At 58.6% G+C, this 17,310-nt stretch carries 17 protein-coding genes; 8 read left to right on the top strand and 9 right to left on the bottom strand.

What is annotated here, in order from left to right:
• Positions 1-55: 55 nt before the first annotated feature.
• Positions 56-1,108: a zinc ABC transporter substrate-binding protein gene (locus tag EV660_RS06955; RefSeq protein WP_100319165.1), complete on the bottom strand. Its 1,053-nt coding sequence runs from the start codon at positions 1,106-1,108 to the stop codon at positions 56-58.
• A gap of 67 nt (positions 1,109-1,175) precedes the next feature.
• On the opposite strand from EV660_RS06955, the gene EV660_RS06950 reads away from it, so the two are divergent.
• The 3 genes from EV660_RS06950 to EV660_RS06940 are packed head-to-tail and all read left to right on the top strand — an operon-like array spanning position 1,176 to position 3,224.
• On the top strand, positions 1,176-1,676 hold the full coding sequence (locus EV660_RS06950) for a transcriptional repressor (RefSeq protein WP_084634913.1): 501 nt from the start codon (positions 1,176-1,178) through the stop codon (positions 1,674-1,676).
• On the top strand, positions 1,673-2,431 hold the full coding sequence (locus EV660_RS06945) for a metal ABC transporter ATP-binding protein (RefSeq protein WP_071482162.1): 759 nt from the start codon (positions 1,673-1,675) through the stop codon (positions 2,429-2,431). Before EV660_RS06950 ends, EV660_RS06945 begins: the two co-directional genes overlap by 4 nt.
• Entirely contained in the window at positions 2,421-3,224 is an 804-nt protein-coding gene (locus EV660_RS06940) for a metal ABC transporter permease (RefSeq protein ID WP_071480978.1), read from the top strand. Before EV660_RS06945 ends, EV660_RS06940 begins: the two co-directional genes overlap by 11 nt.
• On the opposite strand, the gene EV660_RS06935 is transcribed toward EV660_RS06940, so the two are convergent.
• The 4 genes from EV660_RS06935 to EV660_RS06920 form a co-directional block, all read right to left on the bottom strand.
• Positions 3,203-4,438: an NAD(P)/FAD-dependent oxidoreductase gene (locus EV660_RS06935; RefSeq protein WP_071482161.1), complete on the bottom strand. Its 1,236-nt coding sequence runs from the start codon at positions 4,436-4,438 to the stop codon at positions 3,203-3,205. The two genes, EV660_RS06940 and EV660_RS06935, sit on opposite strands and share 22 nt — an antisense overlap.
• 7 nt (positions 4,439-4,445) lie before the next feature.
• Positions 4,446-6,233, bottom strand: a complete 1,788-nt coding sequence (locus tag EV660_RS06930) for an ABC transporter transmembrane domain-containing protein (RefSeq protein WP_071480977.1) — start codon at positions 6,231-6,233, stop codon at positions 4,446-4,448.
• A 199-nt stretch (positions 6,234-6,432) separates the two neighbouring features.
• Positions 6,433-7,050 (bottom strand): class I SAM-dependent methyltransferase, encoded by a 618-nt coding sequence (locus tag EV660_RS06925; protein WP_071480976.1) that lies wholly within the window; start codon positions 7,048-7,050, stop codon positions 6,433-6,435.
• A gap of 113 nt (positions 7,051-7,163) precedes the next feature.
• The gene (locus EV660_RS06920; protein WP_071482160.1) at positions 7,164-7,490 is read right to left on the bottom strand and encodes a HesB/IscA family protein; all 327 of its coding nucleotides are present in this window, start codon (positions 7,488-7,490) and stop codon (positions 7,164-7,166) included.
• An 86-nt stretch (positions 7,491-7,576) separates the two neighbouring features.
• Here EV660_RS06920 and EV660_RS06915 point away from each other — a divergent pair, with 86 nt between their 5' ends.
• From EV660_RS06915 to coaD, 3 genes are all read left to right on the top strand, one after another.
• Positions 7,577-8,770, top strand: coding sequence for a deoxyguanosinetriphosphate triphosphohydrolase (locus EV660_RS06915; RefSeq protein WP_071482159.1), 1,194 nt, complete (start codon positions 7,577-7,579; stop codon positions 8,768-8,770).
• 234 nt (positions 8,771-9,004) lie between these two features.
• Positions 9,005-9,439, top strand: coding sequence for a CBS domain-containing protein (locus EV660_RS06910; protein ID WP_071480975.1), 435 nt, complete (start codon positions 9,005-9,007; stop codon positions 9,437-9,439).
• An 87-nt stretch (positions 9,440-9,526) separates the two neighbouring features.
• Positions 9,527-10,024, top strand: a complete 498-nt coding sequence (coaD, locus tag EV660_RS06905) for a pantetheine-phosphate adenylyltransferase (protein ID WP_071482158.1) — start codon at positions 9,527-9,529, stop codon at positions 10,022-10,024.
• A gap of 24 nt (positions 10,025-10,048) precedes the next feature.
• On the opposite strand, the gene EV660_RS18585 is transcribed toward coaD, so the two are convergent.
• From EV660_RS18585 to gap (EV660_RS06890), 4 genes are all read right to left on the bottom strand, one after another.
• Entirely contained in the window at positions 10,049-10,210 is a 162-nt protein-coding gene (locus tag EV660_RS18585; RefSeq protein ID WP_168800291.1) for a hypothetical protein, read from the bottom strand.
• Positions 10,211-10,428: 218 nt separating this feature from the next.
• A complete protein-coding gene (gene gap / locus EV660_RS06900) occupies positions 10,429-11,430 on the bottom strand; it encodes a type I glyceraldehyde-3-phosphate dehydrogenase (protein WP_071480973.1) in 1,002 nt (333 codons plus the stop codon).
• An 87-nt stretch (positions 11,431-11,517) separates the two neighbouring features.
• Positions 11,518-11,931, bottom strand: coding sequence for a rhodanese-like domain-containing protein (locus tag EV660_RS06895; protein ID WP_071480972.1), 414 nt, complete (start codon positions 11,929-11,931; stop codon positions 11,518-11,520).
• 130 nt (positions 11,932-12,061) lie between these two features.
• Positions 12,062-13,066: a type I glyceraldehyde-3-phosphate dehydrogenase gene (gap, locus tag EV660_RS06890; RefSeq protein ID WP_071480971.1), complete on the bottom strand. Its 1,005-nt coding sequence runs from the start codon at positions 13,064-13,066 to the stop codon at positions 12,062-12,064.
• 256 nt (positions 13,067-13,322) lie between these two features.
• On the opposite strand from gap (EV660_RS06890), the gene EV660_RS06885 reads away from it, so the two are divergent.
• A complete protein-coding gene (locus tag EV660_RS06885) occupies positions 13,323-13,814 on the top strand; it encodes a hypothetical protein (protein ID WP_071482157.1) in 492 nt (163 codons plus the stop codon).
• A gap of 54 nt (positions 13,815-13,868) precedes the next feature.
• Complete coding sequence (mfd, locus tag EV660_RS06880) at positions 13,869-17,309, top strand: transcription-repair coupling factor (protein ID WP_071480970.1); 3,441 nt, start codon at positions 13,869-13,871, stop codon at positions 17,307-17,309.
• Position 17,310: the final 1 nt, after the last annotated feature.

Below are 17,310 nucleotides of genomic sequence, written 5' to 3'. Positions count from 1 at the left end.
CTTTCAGGGCCAGACCTAACCCTTGCGGGCCTTGGCGTCCAGTATTTTGCGCCGACTACCCTGCGACGCAATTGGCCATCGCCTGTGCGATGTTTCGCATCAGCGTCGGATAAAGATCTGCACCAGGTTCCAGCAACACGCCTTCAGGGTCCAGTTCTGCGCCAACACGCACACCCGTGCCTTCAACCACCATATCGATATAGCGCGAACTGTGATTGACCTCTGGGAAGATGCAGACAGCGCCCCCTTCCTGCAGTTGCGCCCGCAATTCGCTGAGGCGTTGGGCCCCCGGAGCGGCTGCGTCACCCAGTGCGATCGTCCCTGCTACATTGACCCCGAACTGGTCCATCATATAGCCATAGGCATCATGGAACATGACCAGAGGTGCGGCGCCCACAGGTTCCAGAATTGCAGTTATCTCTGTCGAAAGATCGGCAATTTCAGCGCGCGCGGCTTCGGCATTTGCGCGGTAGGTCGCGGCGTTTTCCGGGTCATGTTCAGCCAGTTCCTCTGCGATCAGGTCCAGCCAGATCTTCACATTTCCGGTGTTCATCCACGCGTGCGGGTCAAGACCGTCATGGGAATGGCCGTGATCGTCGTGACTGTGGCCGTGGTCATCATGGGAATGGCCGTGATCGTCGTGACTGTGGCCGTGGTCATCATGGGAATGGCCGTGATCGTCGTGGCTGTGGCCGTGGTCATCATGAGAATGGCCGTGATCATCGTGGTCATGCCCATGGTCGTCATGGTCGTGGCTGTGGCCGTGGCCAAGTGCAAAGTCTTGCAAATGCAGCCCTTCCGCCTCGATCAGCGTCACAACATCGCCTTGTGCCTCTATCCCTGCCAGTGCGCGTGCCATCCAGGGCGTCAGCTCTTCACCCACCCAGAAAATCAGGTCTGCATCGGCCAGGGATCTGGCCTGAGAGGGGCGAAGTTGAAACGAATGCGGGTCACCACCGCGGTCAAGCAACACTTCAGCATTGCCTACATCACCCATCACCATCGATACCAGAGAATGGGTCACCGCAAAGTCGGTAACAACATTCAAGTCCTTGGCGGCAATTGGTGTGGCCATCATGGCGCAAGCCAGCGCGAGTGAGTAGCGCATCCTGTCCTCCTTGTGTTATATCATCCCAAGACCTATCTAACGTTATATCATAACAGTCAAGGCGGCAATGATGACAGAGCATGCAAGGCAGGGTGGTTTTTGCTGTGCCAGCCATAGTGGCACAGCGAATGTGCAGGCAATTCTTGATCTGGCCGAGGCCCGCGCAAAAGACCGACGGGTGCGCCTGACCCCTGTGCGCCGGCGAACCTTGGAAATCCTGCTTCAGGCGCATGGGGCCCTTGGTGCATATGATGTGTTGGAGCGGCTGGCGGCGGAGGGTTTTGGCACGCAGCCTCCGGTTGCCTATCGAGCATTGAACTTTCTGGTAGAGAATGGGCTGGCACATCGGATCAGGCGGCTGAATGCATTTACGGCCTGCGCGCAGCCCAGCGAAGACCATCGCGCGGCCTTTCTGATTTGCGAATCCTGCGACAGTGTGACCGAGGCGCAGGCCGGTGCGGTCAATGCCGCGCTGAGTGCCGCGGCCGATGCAGCAGGATTTGCGCTTGATCGTGCAACGATCGAAGCGGTCGGGTTGTGTCGCGCTTGTCAGGGGGCGCAAGCGTGAGCCTGATTTCAGCGGTAGGCTTGGGCGTCAGCTATGGCGGGCGCAAGGTTCTGTTCGATATTGATTTCCAGCTGGAGCGCGGCGAGATCGTGACGATTGTCGGGCCGAATGGATCTGGCAAGACCACATTTTTGCGCGCGCTTCTGGGGGTCGTTGCCCCCTCGCGCGGGCGCGTCACCCGGGCAAAGGGGGTGAGTGTGGGGTATGTGCCGCAACGCCTGCACATAGACCCCGGATTGCCTCTGCCGGTCTCGCGGTTTCTGTCACTGCCAAAGCGGCGCAGCACATCCGAGATTGCCACTGTGCTGGAACGCGTGGGCGTGCCTGATGTGGCACGCCAGAACATGGCGACACTTTCAGGCGGGCAGTTTCAGCGGGTTCTGCTGGCCCGCGCGCTTCTGGTGAAACCGGATATCCTGATGCTGGATGAACCCACCGCAGGGCTGGACCAGCCCGGTGTTGCCAGCTTTTACCGCCTGATTGATGAAGTCAGGCGCGAAATCGGCTGTGCTGTCCTGTCGGTGAGTCATGACCTTCATGTGGTGATGTCGGCCTCGGACCGAGTGATCTGCATCAACGGCCATGTCTGCTGTGAAGGCGCGCCGCATGTCGTGCGCGCGGCCCCGGAATACCGCGCCCTGTTTGGTCTGGGGACGGGTGGGGCGCTGGCGCTATATCAGCATAGCCACGATCATGAACATGATCACGACCACAATCACGACCACGAAGAGGACCACGCCCATCATGCTGGATGATTTCATGCTTCGTGCGACACTTGCGGGTTTGGCAGTTGCGCTGGCAACAGGGCCGCTGGGCTGTTTCGTGGTCTGGCGGCGCATGGCGTATTTCGGCGATGCGACGGCCCATGCGGCGATCCTTGGCGTGGCGCTGGCGCTAGGCTTTCAGATCAGTATTTTCATTGGAACAATGGTTGTTGCGCTGGTGATGGCGATGATCGTTTCCGTCTTGGCCGGGCGCGGCTGGGCCATGGACACGACCCTTGGTGTACTGGCGCATTCGGCGCTGGCTTTCGGTCTGGTGGCGGTGTCGTTTCTGCCTGCGGTGCGGGTTGATCTGTCGGCCTATCTGTTCGGCGATATTCTGGCGGTGTCACGGTTTGACCTTGCGGTGATTGCGACGGGTTCATTCCTGGTTCTGGGGTTGATCCTGTGGCGGTGGGCAGCCCTGTTGACTGCAACATTGAACGAAGATCTGGCCCATGCCTCTGGGATCAATCCGGGGCATGAACGATTGGTGCTGACGCTGGCGCTAGCTGTTGTGGTGGCGGTGGCGTTGAAGATCGTCGGCGCGCTTCTGATTGCGGCCTTGCTGATCATTCCGGCGGCAGCCGCGCGCAATTTTGCACGCTCGCCCGAAAGCATGGCGCTCGGGGCCATTATCATTGGCGGACTGTCTGTCTGGGGTGGATTGCAGCTTTCGCTTTTGCAAGATACGCCGTCTGGCCCCTCAATCGTGGTGTTTGCGGCCATGATCTTTCTGGTGACAACGATTGCAGGAACCGTGCTTCAGAAGCGGTCAGGGCGGTAGGGGGTTATATCCATCTCTGGTGCGCGCCCTCCGATCAGATCGGCCACGATTCTTGCTGTGACAGGGGCTAGTGTCAGGCCCAGATGCCCGTGCCCATAGGCATGGATAACATCCCCGCCGCTGCGTGAGGGGCCGATCACCGGCCGCGAATCGGGCAGGGACGGGCGAAAGCCCATCCAGCGGCGGTCCGGTTCTGGCAAGTCTGGCAGGATGGCGCGCGCACCGCGTTCCATGACCGTCCAACGATGCGGTGAGGGCGGCGCTTTCAGCCCACCCAACTCGACAGTGCCCGCAACCCGCAGCCGCCCCGCCATTGGGCAGAAATAGAACCCGCGCGACACGGGTGTCATCTGGCGGATCAGGCTTGGCGCGGGGCTGTCATATTCGAGATGATAGCCGCGTTCGGTGTCCAGCGGCACGCGGTCGCCCGCCATTGCAGCCAGGTTCTTGGACCATGCCCCTGCGGCCAGAACTACCTTCCGGGCCGACAGGGCGAAGTCGGGACCGCTCAGCCGCACGCATCCCGAATCGCGGTGCAAGCGGCTGACATGGCCCTCTATCCGCTGCACTCCTGCCGCATCGACGCTGTCGCGCAACAGGCGTAACACGGCGGTTGGGTCATCCAGCGTCACCGTGCGCGGGAAAAACGCGGCGCCAGCGCCGACATGCGCGGGCAGGCCGGGCTGTAACTGGCCCAATTCGTCGCGGCTGATCTGCTCGACCTCGACGCCCAATGCACGGTAGGGACGGAAATCTGCGGCGCGGCGCTCTGCCTCTGTTTCAAAAAAGTAGAGTGACCCTAATGGCTTGAGTTGGCTTGTGCAGCCAATCCGCTCGGCCATGTCGCGCCAAGCATTGGGGGTCGGCGCCAGAAGGGCCGCGATGGCGCGCGCATTGGCCTCTGCGCGGCGGGGCAGGGATTCGCGGGCAAAACGCACCAGCCATGGTGCCAGGCTGAGTGCGGCACTGGGCCGGATCGCCAGCGGGCTGTCGCGATTGAACAGAAGCGAGGGCAGGTTGCGCAGCACATCAGGGGTGCCTACAGGCATGACCGCATAATCTGCAATCACACCAGCATTGCCATAAGAGGCACCCGTCTCGTCATCTTCCGGCGCAATCAGTGAGACCTCATGACCCTGATCACGGAGCTGAAGCGCGCAAGCCAGCCCGACGATGCCGCCCCCGATCACTGCGACCTCAGTCTGCGCTGTCATGCTGCGCTCAGGCGGCACGTTCGGCTGTGAATTGCAGACGCGCAAGCCGGGCGTAAAGACCACCTTGCGCGACCAGTTCGTCATGCGTCCCAGTGGCGACTATGCGCCCTTCATCAAAGACTACGATTCGGTCAGCCTGTTTCACGGTTGCCAGACGATGCGCGATGGCAATCGTGGTGCGGCCCTTGGACAGGTGATCGACTGCGCGCTGCACTGCGGCTTCGGATTCGGCGTCGAGCGCGCTGGTCGCTTCATCCAGCAACAGGATTGGGGCATCGCGCAGGATGGCCCGCGCGATGGCGACTCGCTGTTTCTGTCCGCCCGAAAGCATGACACCGCGTTCGCCCAATTCTGTATCATACCCGTTGGGAAGCTGTTTCAGGAAAACATCTGCATGTGCCGCGCGTGCGGCGGCGATAACTTCGCTGTCAGAGGCACCCGGACGGCCAAACCGAATGTTGTCCATTGCCGAAGTGGCAAAGATCACCGGGTCTTGCGGCACCAGCGCAATCGCGCGGCGGAAGTCGCTGCGCGCCATGTCGCGCAAATCCATGCCATCAATACGGATATGGCCAGAAATAGGGTCATAATATCGCATCAGCAATTGCAGGATTGTGGTCTTGCCCGCGCCCGACGGGCCAACCAATGCAACAGTTTCTCCGGGCGAGACTGTCAAAGTGACATTATCCAGCGCCTGCTGGCCGGGGCGCGTGGGGTATTGAAAGGTGACTGCGTCAAATTGCACGGCACCGCGTGTGGGCTTGGGCAGGGGCATGGGTGCGACCGGGTCTTGCACCGCGTCTTCGGCAGTAAGAAGCTCGATCAAACGCTCGGTCGCACCTGCGGCGCGCTGCAATTCCGACCAGATTTCCGAAAGCGCCCCAACAGACCCTGCTACGATGACAGCATAGATCACGAATTGCGCCAGTTCCCCCGGCGTCATCACCCCGGCGGCCACATCACGCGCGCCAACCCAGAGCGTGCCCAGAATGCCTGTAAACACAAGCGAGATCACGATTACGGTCAGCAGCGCGCGGGTGAAGATGCGCCGCCGTGCTACATCGAAGCTGGTTTCGGTGACACGATCAAAGGCCGCGCGGCTTGCGGCCTCGTGCGTGTTGGCCTGAACGGTCTGAACCGCGCTCAGCGCTTCCGAGGCATTGCCGGAACTGGCCGCGATCCAGTCCTGATTCTCGCGTGAAAGCCTGCGCAGCTTGCGCCCCATCACCACAATCGGCACGATGATGACAGGGACCATCAACAACACGAAGCCCATCAACTTGGCCGAGGTCAGCCCCAGCAGGATCAACCCGCCAATCAGCATCAGCGCATTGCGCAAAGCGATCGAGACTGAAGACCCGATGACCGATTGAATAAGCGTTGTATCTGTGGTCAGACGCGACAGCACCTCGCCGGTCATGATCCGCTCATAAAAAGCGGGGCTGCGGTCGATCACGCGGGCAAACAGGGCCTTGCGAATGTCGGCGACGATACGTTCGCCCAGACGTGTGACGAAGTAATAGCGCAGGCCTGTTCCCAAAGCCAGCAATCCCGCAAGCCCGAAGGCGCCTGCGAAATACTGGTTCAGCAAGGCCATTTCGCGCGCCTCGAACCCGTCGACCACGCGCCGCACTGCCAGAGGTAGCGTCAGCGTGATTGCCGCCGTCGCCACAAGCGCAAGGAGCGCGACCATAAGCAACCCGGTATAGGGACGGATAAATGGCCACAGCCCACGCAGCGCGCTCATGTTTCTGGATTTTGCGCGATCCTGCTGCGCTGCACTGGTGTCTGTCATGCGGCCTTGCTCTTGCTGTTCAGGAAATTGTTTAGGTCAGCAAGCGCAGGGGGGCAACCCCTGGCTTGAGCGACACTGCCGGTAATCGTGCGCCAATGCGCGAAGCTGGGCTTGGATATCGGCCCGAAACTGGCGAGGGCAGCTTTGCAACTCAATCCCTGAGCGACCAGGGCAACAGGCTATGCGATGCGATCTGCCCTCAAGCCGCTTTCTCCATGCGCAGGAATGTAAACATGCCAAGGCTGGTCAAAGGCTTGTCTTCCATAAGTTGTAGCTCCTGCACGCCAAGCACACGATCTTTCGGGAAATTGGAATGCCACCCCATCCAGTCGGCAAAAGGGGCAAATTTGCGTTCCAACCAGGCAAGCCAGCCTTCATCGCGCGCAAAATGATTGACCAGCAAAATCTGTCCGCCGGGTTTGCACACCCGCGCCATTTCAGCCATGACCCTCTCTGGGTCGGGAACGACCGAGATCAGGTGCATCGCCACAACTGTGTCGAAACTCGCATCGGGGAAATCCAGCTCGCGCGCATCCATCTGGCGTAATTCGCGGACATGGCCAAGCTTCTCTTCCGCGACCTTGGCGCGGGCGCGGATCAGCATGTCTTCGGAGAAATCAATACCGGTCACTTCGACAGACGGGTTGTAATAGGGCAGGGCCAATCCGGTGCCCACGCCGACTTCCAGAACGCGCCCGCCGATGGTGTTCGCAACTTTGGTGGCATGGCGACGACCGGTATTGGTGATCCGGCCAAATGTGAAATCATAAATTGGCGCCCAACGGCGATAGCTTGAGGTGATAGCTTCCGGTTTCAATCTCAGCCCTCCCAACCGACTTTGGGCTGAAGGTGGGCCAGTCTTATCCTGAGGTCAACCTGTGGCGCATCACTCGGGAACAAACTTTCCGTTATGTTCGATTTGCGGGCAAACTACATAGAGAAGCTGATGCCACAGCCGCAACTGGACGAGGCATTCGGATTGTCGATGACAAAGCGCGATCCGATCAGTTCTTCAGCAAAATCGACAACGGCATTTTCCAGAAAGGGCAGCGACACTGGATCAATCAGGACTTTCTGACCGTCTTTTTCCAGAACAAGATCATCCGCGCTGGGTTCGTCAAATCGGATATCATATTGAAAACCGGAACACCCGCCGCCATCAACAGCGACGCGCAGGGCCTTGACCTCGCCCGTATCTTCGGCAATCTCGGCCAGACGGGCAAAGGCTCGGTCACTCACACGGGGAGGCAGGGTCAGGGCCATGATGTTCCTGTTTCTATTTCCGATTACTTTGCTCTGATATAAGCGAACAGGCAGCGTTCGACAAGATGGCTGGAGATGAAATGCTCAAACCCTATGCTACGCGGCCCGAAGATTCGCGGGGGCGGTTGCACCCCGAAGCGATGAGCACCTTCCGCTCTGCTTTTCAGCGTGACCGTGATCGGATTATCCATTCCAGCGCCTTTCGCAGACTGAAGCATAAGACACAGGTTTTCATAGAGCATGAAGGGGATTACTACCGCACCCGCCTGACCCATTCCATTGAAGTGGCGCAGGTCGCGCGGACCCTTGCAGGGGCGCTGGGGCTGAATACGGATCTGGCCGAAGCCATCGCGCTGGCGCATGATCTGGGCCATCCCCCTTTCGGCCATACAGGTGAAGATGCCCTGAGCGACCTGATGGCCCCTTATGGGGGATTTGACCACAATGCACAGGCATTGCGCATCGTCACCTTGCTGGAGCGCCATTACGCTGATTTTGACGGTCTGAACCTGACATGGGAAACGCTGGAAGGAATTGCCAAACATAACGGACCCGTCGCGCATGAGGATGGAGCCCCGTTGAAAGGCGATGCCCTTCCTTACGCACTTGTCGAATGCAATGCAGCATTTGATCTGGAGTTGCACGGCTATGCCAGTGCCGAGGCGCAGGTGGCCGCCATTGCCGACGACATTGCTTATAATCACCACGACCTGCATGATGGCCTGCGCTCTGGCCTGTTTACCGAGGCTGACCTGATGGAGCTGCCAATCACCGGACCGGCCTTTGCCGAGGTGGACAGGCTTTACCCCGGCCTTGACGTCATGCGCCGCCGGCACGAGGCCTTGCGCCGTGTCTTTGGGGTGATGGTCGAGGATGTCTTGCTGGTGGCTGATACACGGCTGGGTCCGGCCAATCTGACCCACGCACAGGATATTCGTGATCTGAACCTGACGATCATTCGGTTTTCTGACCGGTTGTTCCGCGAATTGAAGGTCATCCGGCAATTCCTGTTCAACAGGATGTATCGTGCGCCATCGGTGGTCGAAATGCGCGCCCAGGTGACGACGATGGTGCGAGAGTTGTTCCCGTTGTTCATGAAGCAGCCGGACCTTTTGCCTGCTGAATGGCGGCAGGATATGGATGCGGCCTATAGCGACACTGAACTGGCGCGGATTGTGGCGGATTACGTGTCTGGAATGACAGATCGTTTCGCCATTCAGGAACATGCCCGCCTGATCCGTGGCGAAAAACCTCTGACCGAACGCTACCTGTAAGGCGGGGCAGACCTGCGGTCGCCCGGGCGAAAACCCGGCAACAACCCGATTGGGAGGCAAGTCCTGTAGCTGATGACGGCGATGCTTGTGCCTGAACTGGTTTTGATCGCAAGAATCGTTATCCAGCTCAATGGGGCTTTATTGCACTTGACACAGAGGGCGTGACTAGCGGACCTTGGACAGAATGTCGCAGTTCCAGCTATACTGCGTGACCACAAACGGGAGGTTCGTTTCATGCTTGTCAGCCAGATCATCCGCAACAAGCCCCATGAGGGTGTCGTTACCATCAGCCCCGGCACATCGCTGGCCGATGCTGCCAAGATGTTGGCGGACAAGCGTATTGGTGCGGTGGTCGTATCGGTGGATGGAAAAAGCGTTGCCGGAATTTTGTCGGAACGTGACATTGTGCGCGAACTGGCCAAACGCGGTGAGGCGTGTCTGACCGAAAGCGTTGACAACGTGATGACGCGCAGTGTTTTCGGATGCAGCCTGGAGGACAGCACGGATCTGGTTTTGCAAACGATGACGCAAAAGCGCTTTCGCCACCTTCCGGTCATGAAGGGCGATGAAATGATTGGTCTGATCTCGATCGGGGATGTGGTCGCGGCCAAGTTGTCAGAGTTGCAGTTGGAAAAAGATGCGCTGACCGGCATGATCATGGGGTATTGAGTGCGGCATTTCGCAGCAATCGGCTTGCATATCGGCGCGCAATATAGTTGCGTCCCCTCAGCACAGAAGACATGAGGGGAGATGCGGATGCGCATCGGACTGTATCCGGGAACTTTTGATCCGCTGACGCTGGGCCATCGTGATATCATCACCCGCGCCGCGCAGCTTGTCGACAGGCTGGTTATCGGCGTTGCGATCAATCGGGATAAGGGCCCGCTGTTCACACTGGAAGAACGCGTTGCAATGATCGAGGCAGAAGTCGCTGATCTTAATGAAAGCACCGGGGTCGAGATTGTGGCCCATCCGTTCGAGAACCTGCTGATCGACTGCGCGCGTGATGTGGGCGCGTCCATCATCATTCGCGGACTTCGTGCCGTCACCGATTTCGAGTATGAATTCCAGATGGTTGGAATGAACCGCGCGATGGATGACAGTATCGAGACGGTGTTTCTGATGGCAGAGGCCCGCCATCAGGCGATTGCGTCAAAGCTGGTCAAGGAAATCGCGCGTCTTGGGGGAGATGTGTCAAAATTCGTCTCTCCCCCAATCCGCGAAGCGTTGTTGGCAAGATATGCGGCCAGCTGAAAGCGTTCGCCCGGGATGATGGGCCTAGTGTCCGTACACCGCACGCGCCGCGATCTTGTCAGCATCGGGCTTGTACAGGTCCAGATCAATCGCGACTTCCAGCGGCATGTTTCGCAGCGCTGATTTCGTGCGGCTATAGGCTGCGCGCTTGCGCAAGCGGTTCTGGATGCGTTGAAGAAGTGTCATTGCGACCTCCATAGTTGTAAACCTGATCTCTCTTTGACCTTGAAGATGGGCCATGCTGCGGCGCAGCGCAATGGTCAGGTCTGCAAGCCCGAGTTGCGGCCAGCGCATATGTTAGCGCTGCTATGTAAAAAACTCTCACCCTGAGAGGATGACTAACGGCACAAATAAACTAGGCCGCATTTGAGAAATGCGGCCTTATGCGTTTGAAATACAAGGAATTAGCTGGCTTTTGCCATCGCCAAGGCGGTGTCTAGCATCCGGTTTGAAAAGCCCCACTCATTATCATACCAGGCGAGGATACGCACCATGCGCCCCTCTAAAACTTTGGTCTGGTCCAGATGGAAGATTGACGAATGTGGGTCGTGATTGAAATCCGTCGAGACATTGGGCTGATCGGTCACGCCGAGCACGCCTTTCAGTGGGCCAGATTTGGCGGCAGCAATGATCGCATCGTTGATGCCTTCAACAGTGACATCGCGCGCAGCCTCAAATGTCAGGTCCACCGCCGAGACGTTCGGCGTGGGGACGCGGATCGCAACACCGTCAAGTTTGCCTGCCAACTCAGGCAGAACCAGACCAACAGCCTTGGCCGCCCCTGTGCTTGTGGGTATCATACTCATGGCGGCGGCGCGGGCGCGATACATGTCTTTGTGCATCGTGTCCAAGGTGGGCTGGTCGCCGGTATAGCTGTGGATCGTGGTCATGAACCCGCGCGAAATACCGACCGCATCGTTCAGCACCTTGGCCACAGGGGCCAGACAATTGGTTGTGCAGGACCCGTTTGACACAATCCTGTCGCCTGCCGTCAGGCTGTCATGATTGACACCGTAAACGATGGTTTTGTCCGCGCCTTTTGATGGTGCCGACACAAGCACCTTGCCTGCGCGCGACAGATGCAACCCGGCCTTATCGGCATCCGTAAAGATACCAGTGCATTCCAGAACGATATCAATATCGTCCCAAGGCAGGTCTGCGGGGTTGCGCTCTGATGTGACTCTGATGGGGCCGCGCCCGACATCAATACTGTTGCCATTCACAGTCACCTCGGATGGAAAACGACCATGAACCGAGTCGAACCGAAGCAAATGCGCATTGCTTTCGACCGGGCCAAGATCGTTGATCGCGACGATCTCAAGATCATTGCTCTGCTGCTCTACCAGAGCGCGCAGCACAAGTCGCCCGATCCGGCCAAACCCGTTGATTGCAAGACGTGTGGTCATTGTCCTCTCCTCGCGTATAGGTGTGTTTGCGCTAACACAAAGCACCGCCAGAATTCAAGCCTGTAACACAGCTCATACCATAGCATATTAGCAGATAGTGCAGCCCTGTGCGCGTGTGGGGGTAGCAGGCTGATAGCCTGCGTCCAAAAGCCGGAAAATACCACCGGCCACGTCAATCACAGGCACATCGAGTGACGGGGCGATCATTTGCGCGGCGCGTGCAGTGCGGTTTCCTGTCCGGCAAATCAGGGCGACGGGTTGGCCCGGTTGCAGATGGGGCTGCAACTGTTGCAGAAAACTTGCCGGACCATTGAAAGTCAGAAGTAATGCATTTGGCAAGACGCCAGTTTCGACCCATTCTTGCGGCTGACGAATATCGACAAGCAAGACCGGCACGTCCTGTAACTGCTGTGCTGATGGTTCCGCCGTATATACCTGCTGCGCTGTCGCGGGTGTAATAAACAGAAACACTGCAAGCAGGGACAGGGCAATATGGCGCATGAATAGACCTCTTTGATTTTGTGAATATATATCTTGCATGCGCAGATGATGAAAGGCGACAAATCATCACAATCAAAGACCCCGCCAGCGGGCTGACGGGGTCTGAGAGGTTCAGATATCTGGATCGCGCTTAGTGAATCAGGCGCCCCATTGCGGCGGCGACATCGGCCATGCGGCACGAAAAGCCCCATTCATTGTCATACCACGCCAGCACGCGCACAGTGCGGCGGCCCACAACCTTGGTCTGATCCGGGGCAAAGATGGAGGAATAGGGCGTATGATTGAAGTCGATGGAGACTTTCGGTTCCGGGTCATAGGACAGCACAGCGCCCATTGCCCCGGCTGCGGCTTCGCGCACGATCTCGTTCACATCCTCTACCGTCACATCACGGGCAGCCTGAAAGGTCAGATCGACCGCGCTGACATTCGGGGTGGGCACGCGCAGGGCGGTTCCGTCCAGCTTGCCCGCCAGTTCCGGCAGCACTTCGCCCAAGGCTTTCGCGGCCCCGGTCGAGGTGGGGATCATTGCCATGGCGGCTGCGCGCGCGCGATACAAGTCCTTATGGCGGCGGTCCAGTGTAGGCTGGTCGCCAGTATAGCTGTGCACGGTGGTCATGATCCCCGATTCAATGCCAATCGCGTCATTCAACACCTTGGCAAGCGGGGCAAGACAGTTGGTTGTGCATGATCCATTCGATACGACCAGATGCTCGGGGCGCAGCAGGCGGTGGTTCACGCCGTAAACGATGGTCGCGTCGGCGTTCTTTGCAGGGGCTGACACCAGCACGCGGCTGGCACCGCGTGACAGGTGAACCGCCGCCTTGTCACGGTCATTGAATTTGCCGGTGCATTCCATCACCACATCAACGCCGTCCCAATCCAGCTCGTTCGGGTCATAGGTTGACATGACCTTGATCGGCCCGCGCCCCAGATCCAGCGTGTCGCCATCAACCCGGATCGATCCGGGGAAGCGGCCATGAACCGAGTCATATTTCAGAAGATGGGCGTTGGTCTCGATCGGCCCGGTCGCGTTGATCTTCACCACCTCGACGTCATTGCGTGCGCTTTCGGCTATGTGCGCCAAGGTGCAACGTCCGATCCGCCCGAAACCGTTAATCCCGATTGTGATGGTCATCCCAGATACTCCGCGCTGTGCCGTTGGGGTCGGTATAGCCAGCACAAGCTGTCGAAAAAAGGGCGAAAACCGTCACATGGAATGTCGTTAGCGCAATCTTCCAATGGTAGCGCCACCTTTTGAAGCGTGTTTCCACCACGCGCCGGGTTTTGTCTGCTTGCGCTGCCTTGCGCGGCGTTGCATGTAGGGACAAGGCAGGCAGCAGCAGGGCAAAGGCATTTTGGCTTTTCTGGAAAACATCTTCAGCCTGATTGACATGCGATCTTTTTCGTCGGTCTGGTTCTGGATCGTGCTTGCGCTGTACTGGTCGGCGGCCAGCCAGTTTGTACTGGGCGCCTCTTTTGATCTGATCATGCGTGCGCGCAAGGATGCCGGACAGAATCTGGATGACCTGCAAATGCTGGTTGGCATTCACGTGCGGCGAAAACTGTCGCTCATGCGGCGGGCCGGCCATTGGATCGTCGGGTTTTCCGCAGCGCTTCTGACATTGATCGTCATGCTGGCATTTGTGTATTGGCTGGAAATTGCACAGGCGGTGTTCTTCCTGATTTTTCCGATGATGCTGGTGCGGTTGCTGGAATTGCGCTTGTCCTTCCGCATCGAGCGTGAAGCCTTGCACGGTCCGAAACTGTGTCGTGCAATGCTGCGATATCGCTTCTGGGTGCAACTGCTCGGTGTGATCTCGATCTTCGTCACAGCCATATGGGGCATGCTACATGTCTTATCGCGCTCTGCATTGAGCTTCTGAGCGTCGCATTAAGACGTTGCCGTACGAATATCTGTCATAAGGGACCTGCATGGCATGACAACAGCACATGAAAAGATCATCATGGGCGGTGCCCCTGAAGGCTATGATGCGCAATTGCTGGCACGTGAGGTGGCGCGGGCAGGGCAAAGTGTCATACATGTCGCCAGAGATGACAAGCGCGCCGAGGCAATGGCGCAGGCGTTGTCGTTTTGCGCGCCGGACCTGACCGTGCTGCGGTTTCCCGCTTGGGATTGTCTGGCCTATGATCGCGTCTCGCCAAATCCGGAGATCGCTTCCAACCGCATGGCCACGCTTGCGGCGCTGGCACATGGGGTGCCGGGGCCTTTCATTTTGCTAACAACCTTGTCGGCGGCGCAGCAGCGCGTGCCCGCGCGTGATGTCGTTGCGCGTGCATCCTTCCGTGCCGAAGTGGGTCGGCGGATTGACGAAGCATCCTTGCGCAACTGGTTGGTTCGCATGGGGTTTTCGCAATCACCTACAGTGACGGAGCCGGGCGATTTTGCGATACGCGGTGGGATTTTCGACATCTTTCCGCCGGGGGAAAGCGGCCCCGTCAGGCTGGATCTGTTTGGTGATGTGCTGGATGGCGCGCGCCGATTTGATCCGGTCACCCAGCGTAGCCTGGAAAAGCTTCAGGTTGTCGAATTTGCGCCTGTCTCAGAAATCATTCTGGACGACGCTGCGATCACCCGTTTTCGCCAGAATTACAGGATCGAATTCGGGGCTGCCACCAGTGATGACCCGCTATATGAAGCGGTCAGCGCGGGGCGCAAGCATCAGGGCATGGAACATTGGCTGCCGTTTTTCCACGACCGGATGGAGACGCTGTTCGATTATATGCAGAACGCAGCCGTTATACTGGACGATCAGATAGAGGCTGCGCGCACCTCTCGGTGGGAAGGGATTACAGACCAGTTTGACGCACGTCGCGAGGCGATGCGCGCGAAGGGGCGACTGGACACAGTTTACAAACCATGCCCGCCGGGGCTGTTGTATCTTGATGATGCCAGTTGGCTGGGCGCGCTGGAAGGGCGCCGCGTTATTCAACTGAACCCAATGAAGACCGCGCCGGGGCCCGGTGTGCTGGATGCTGGCGGTCGTGCGGGCCGCAGTTTTGCGCCCGAACGCCTTGCGGGCGAGAATGTGTTTGACGCTTTGGCCGCCCATCTGGAGGACCGGCGCAAGGTCTCGCAAGTGGTGATTGCCAGTCATTCAGAAGGCGCGCGTGACCGGCTGTCGGGCCTGTTGGAGGATCATGGTGCGACTGGTGCGCAGATGATCAGCACCGCGCGCGATATGAGCGAGGGGCAGGGCGCGCTGTATCTGGCAATCTGGCCGCTGGATGCGGGCTTTGAGGCACCGGGCCTGACAGTCATCTCGGAACAGGATGTGCTGGGTGATCGCCTGGTCAGCCGCACCAAACGGCGCAAGCGCGCGGAGAATTTCCTGACCGAGGCGCAGTCCCTTTCACCGGGGGATTTGATCGTGCATGTCGATCATGGGGTCGGGCGCTATACGGGGTTGGAAACGATCACCGCAATGGGCGCGCCGCATGAATGCATTGCGCTGGAATATGCGGGCGGTGACAGGTTGTTTCTGCCAGTCGAGAATATCGAGCTGCTCTCGCGCTATGGGCATGAGGACGGGCTTCTCGACAAGCTGGGCGGGGGTGCGTGGCAGGCCAAGAAAGCCAAGCTCAAGCAACGCATCCGAGAGATTGCCGACAAGCTGATCCGCATCGCCGCCGAACGCCAGTTGCGCAAAGCGCCAAATTTCACAGCGCCTGATGGCATGTGGGAAGAATTTCTGGCGCGTTTCCCCTATGCCGAAACAGACGACCAGTTGCGCGCCATCGAGGATGTTCTGGATGATTTTGACAGCGGTCGCCCAATGGACCGGCTGGTGGTGGGCGATGTGGGCTTTGGCAAGACCGAGGTTGCAATGCGCGCCGCCTTCATTGCTGCCATGTCCGGGGTTCAGGTTGCGGTTATTGCGCCGACCACATTGCTCGCGCGCCAGCATTACAAGACCTTTGCCGACCGCTTCCGGGGTTTTCCCATCACCGTGCGGCCCCTGTCACGCTTTGTCAGCGCAAAAGAGGCCAGCGCCACGCGCGAGGGGCTTGCAAAGGGAACTGTCGATATCTGTATCGGGACACATGCTCTTCTGGCCAAGGGCGTGAAATTCGCCAATCTGGGCTTGCTGGTCATTGATGAGGAACAGCATTTCGGGGTGGGTCATAAGGAACGGCTGAAGGAACTGCGCAGCGATATTCATGTGCTGACACTGACCGCCACGCCTATTCCGCGCACTTTGCAACTGTCGCTAACAGGGGTGCGCGACCTCTCAATCATCCAGACGCCGCCTGTGGACCGTCTGGCCATCCGCACCTATGTCAGCGAGTTCGACACGCTTACCCTGCGCGAAGGGTTGCTGCGCGAACATTACCGCGGCGGGCAGTCCTTCTTTGTGGTCCCGCGCATTGCGGACCTGCCCGAGATCGAAGACTTCCTGCGCACACATGTTCCGGAATTGAGCTATGTCATCGCCAATGGCCAGATGCCTGCCGGTGAACTGGATACGCGCATGAATGCTTTCTACGATGGAAAATATGATGTGCTGCTTGCAACATCCATCGTTGAATCCGGCCTCGATATTCCGCGCGCAAATACCATGATCGTGCATCGCGCAGATATGTTCGGGCTTTCGCAGCTTTATCAGATCCGGGGGCGGGTAGGGCGCGCGAAAACACGTGCCTATTGCTTCCTGACCACCAAGCCGCGCGCGCCCCTGACCCCGCAGGCGCAGAAGCGGCTGAAACTATTGGCCAGTCTGGACAGTCTTGGGGCAGGCTTCAATCTGGCCAGCCATGATATGGACCTGCGTGGCGCGGGCAATATTCTGGGCGAAGAGCAGTCTGGTCACATCAAAGAGGTCGGCTATGAGCTGTATCAACAGATGCTGGAAGAGACGATCACGAAAATCCGCGCGGGCGAAATCGCGGATGTTGCTGATCTGGACGGGCAGTGGGCCCCGACCATAAATCTGGGTGTACCGGTTCTGATTCCTGAGGATTATGTGCCGGATCTGGATGTCAGGTTGGGCTTGTATCGCCGCCTGTCAACCTTGACGACCAAGGTCGATCTTGAAGGATTTGCCGCTGAATTGATCGACCGTTTCGGAAAACTGCCCAGAGAGGTCAACACACTTCTGGCGGTGATGCGGATCAAGGCGGAATGCAAACGGGCGGGCATCGCCAAATTTGATGCAGGCCCCAAAGGGGCGACGATCCAGTTTCACAACGATAAATTTGCCAATCCGGCTGGACTGGTGGCTTTCGTGCAGGCTCAGAACGGGCTGGCGAAAATTCGCGACAATAAAATTGTCGTTGGTCGAGACTGGAGCACTGAAAAGGAACGTGTCCGGGGGGCCTTTGCCATTGCGCGCGATCTGGCAGCGCAGGCCACGAAGTAGA

The sequence above is a fragment of the Roseinatronobacter bogoriensis DSM 18756 genome (assembly GCF_004366635.1).
Taxonomy (GTDB): Bacteria; Pseudomonadota; Alphaproteobacteria; order Rhodobacterales; family Rhodobacteraceae; genus Roseinatronobacter; species Roseinatronobacter bogoriensis.
Note: the sequence above shows the minus strand (reverse complement) of the source record. Positions and strands in the feature narration are given on the sequence as shown.

What these genes read in the sequence shown, in the direction of transcription:
- EV660_RS06950 (WP_084634913.1), top strand. Translation starts at nt 1,176, where the DNA reads ATGATGACAGAGCATGCAAGGCAGGGTGGTTTTTGCTGTGCCAGCCAT.
- EV660_RS18585 (WP_168800291.1), bottom strand. Translation starts at nt 10,210, where the DNA reads ATGACACTTCTTCAACGCATCCAGAACCGCTTGCGCAAGCGCGCAGCC.
- EV660_RS06910 (WP_071480975.1), top strand. Translation starts at nt 9,005, where the DNA reads ATGCTTGTCAGCCAGATCATCCGCAACAAGCCCCATGAGGGTGTCGTT.
- EV660_RS06940 (WP_071480978.1), top strand. Translation starts at nt 2,421, where the DNA reads ATGCTGGATGATTTCATGCTTCGTGCGACACTTGCGGGTTTGGCAGTT.
- EV660_RS06915 (WP_071482159.1), top strand. Translation starts at nt 7,577, where the DNA reads ATGCTCAAACCCTATGCTACGCGGCCCGAAGATTCGCGGGGGCGGTTG.
- mfd (WP_071480970.1), top strand. Translation starts at nt 13,869, where the DNA reads ATGACAACAGCACATGAAAAGATCATCATGGGCGGTGCCCCTGAAGGC.
- EV660_RS06930 (WP_071480977.1), bottom strand. Translation starts at nt 6,233, where the DNA reads ATGACAGACACCAGTGCAGCGCAGCAGGATCGCGCAAAATCCAGAAAC.
- EV660_RS06935 (WP_071482161.1), bottom strand. Translation starts at nt 4,438, where the DNA reads ATGACAGCGCAGACTGAGGTCGCAGTGATCGGGGGCGGCATCGTCGGG.
- gap (WP_071480973.1), bottom strand. Translation starts at nt 11,430, where the DNA reads ATGACCACACGTCTTGCAATCAACGGGTTTGGCCGGATCGGGCGACTT.
- EV660_RS06885 (WP_071482157.1), top strand. Translation starts at nt 13,323, where the DNA reads ATGCGATCTTTTTCGTCGGTCTGGTTCTGGATCGTGCTTGCGCTGTAC.
- gap (WP_071480971.1), bottom strand. Translation starts at nt 13,066, where the DNA reads ATGACCATCACAATCGGGATTAACGGTTTCGGGCGGATCGGACGTTGC.
- coaD (WP_071482158.1), top strand. Translation starts at nt 9,527, where the DNA reads ATGCGCATCGGACTGTATCCGGGAACTTTTGATCCGCTGACGCTGGGC.
- EV660_RS06955 (WP_100319165.1), bottom strand. Translation starts at nt 1,108, where the DNA reads ATGCGCTACTCACTCGCGCTGGCTTGCGCCATGATGGCCACACCAATT.
- EV660_RS06895 (WP_071480972.1), bottom strand. Translation starts at nt 11,931, where the DNA reads ATGCGCCATATTGCCCTGTCCCTGCTTGCAGTGTTTCTGTTTATTACA.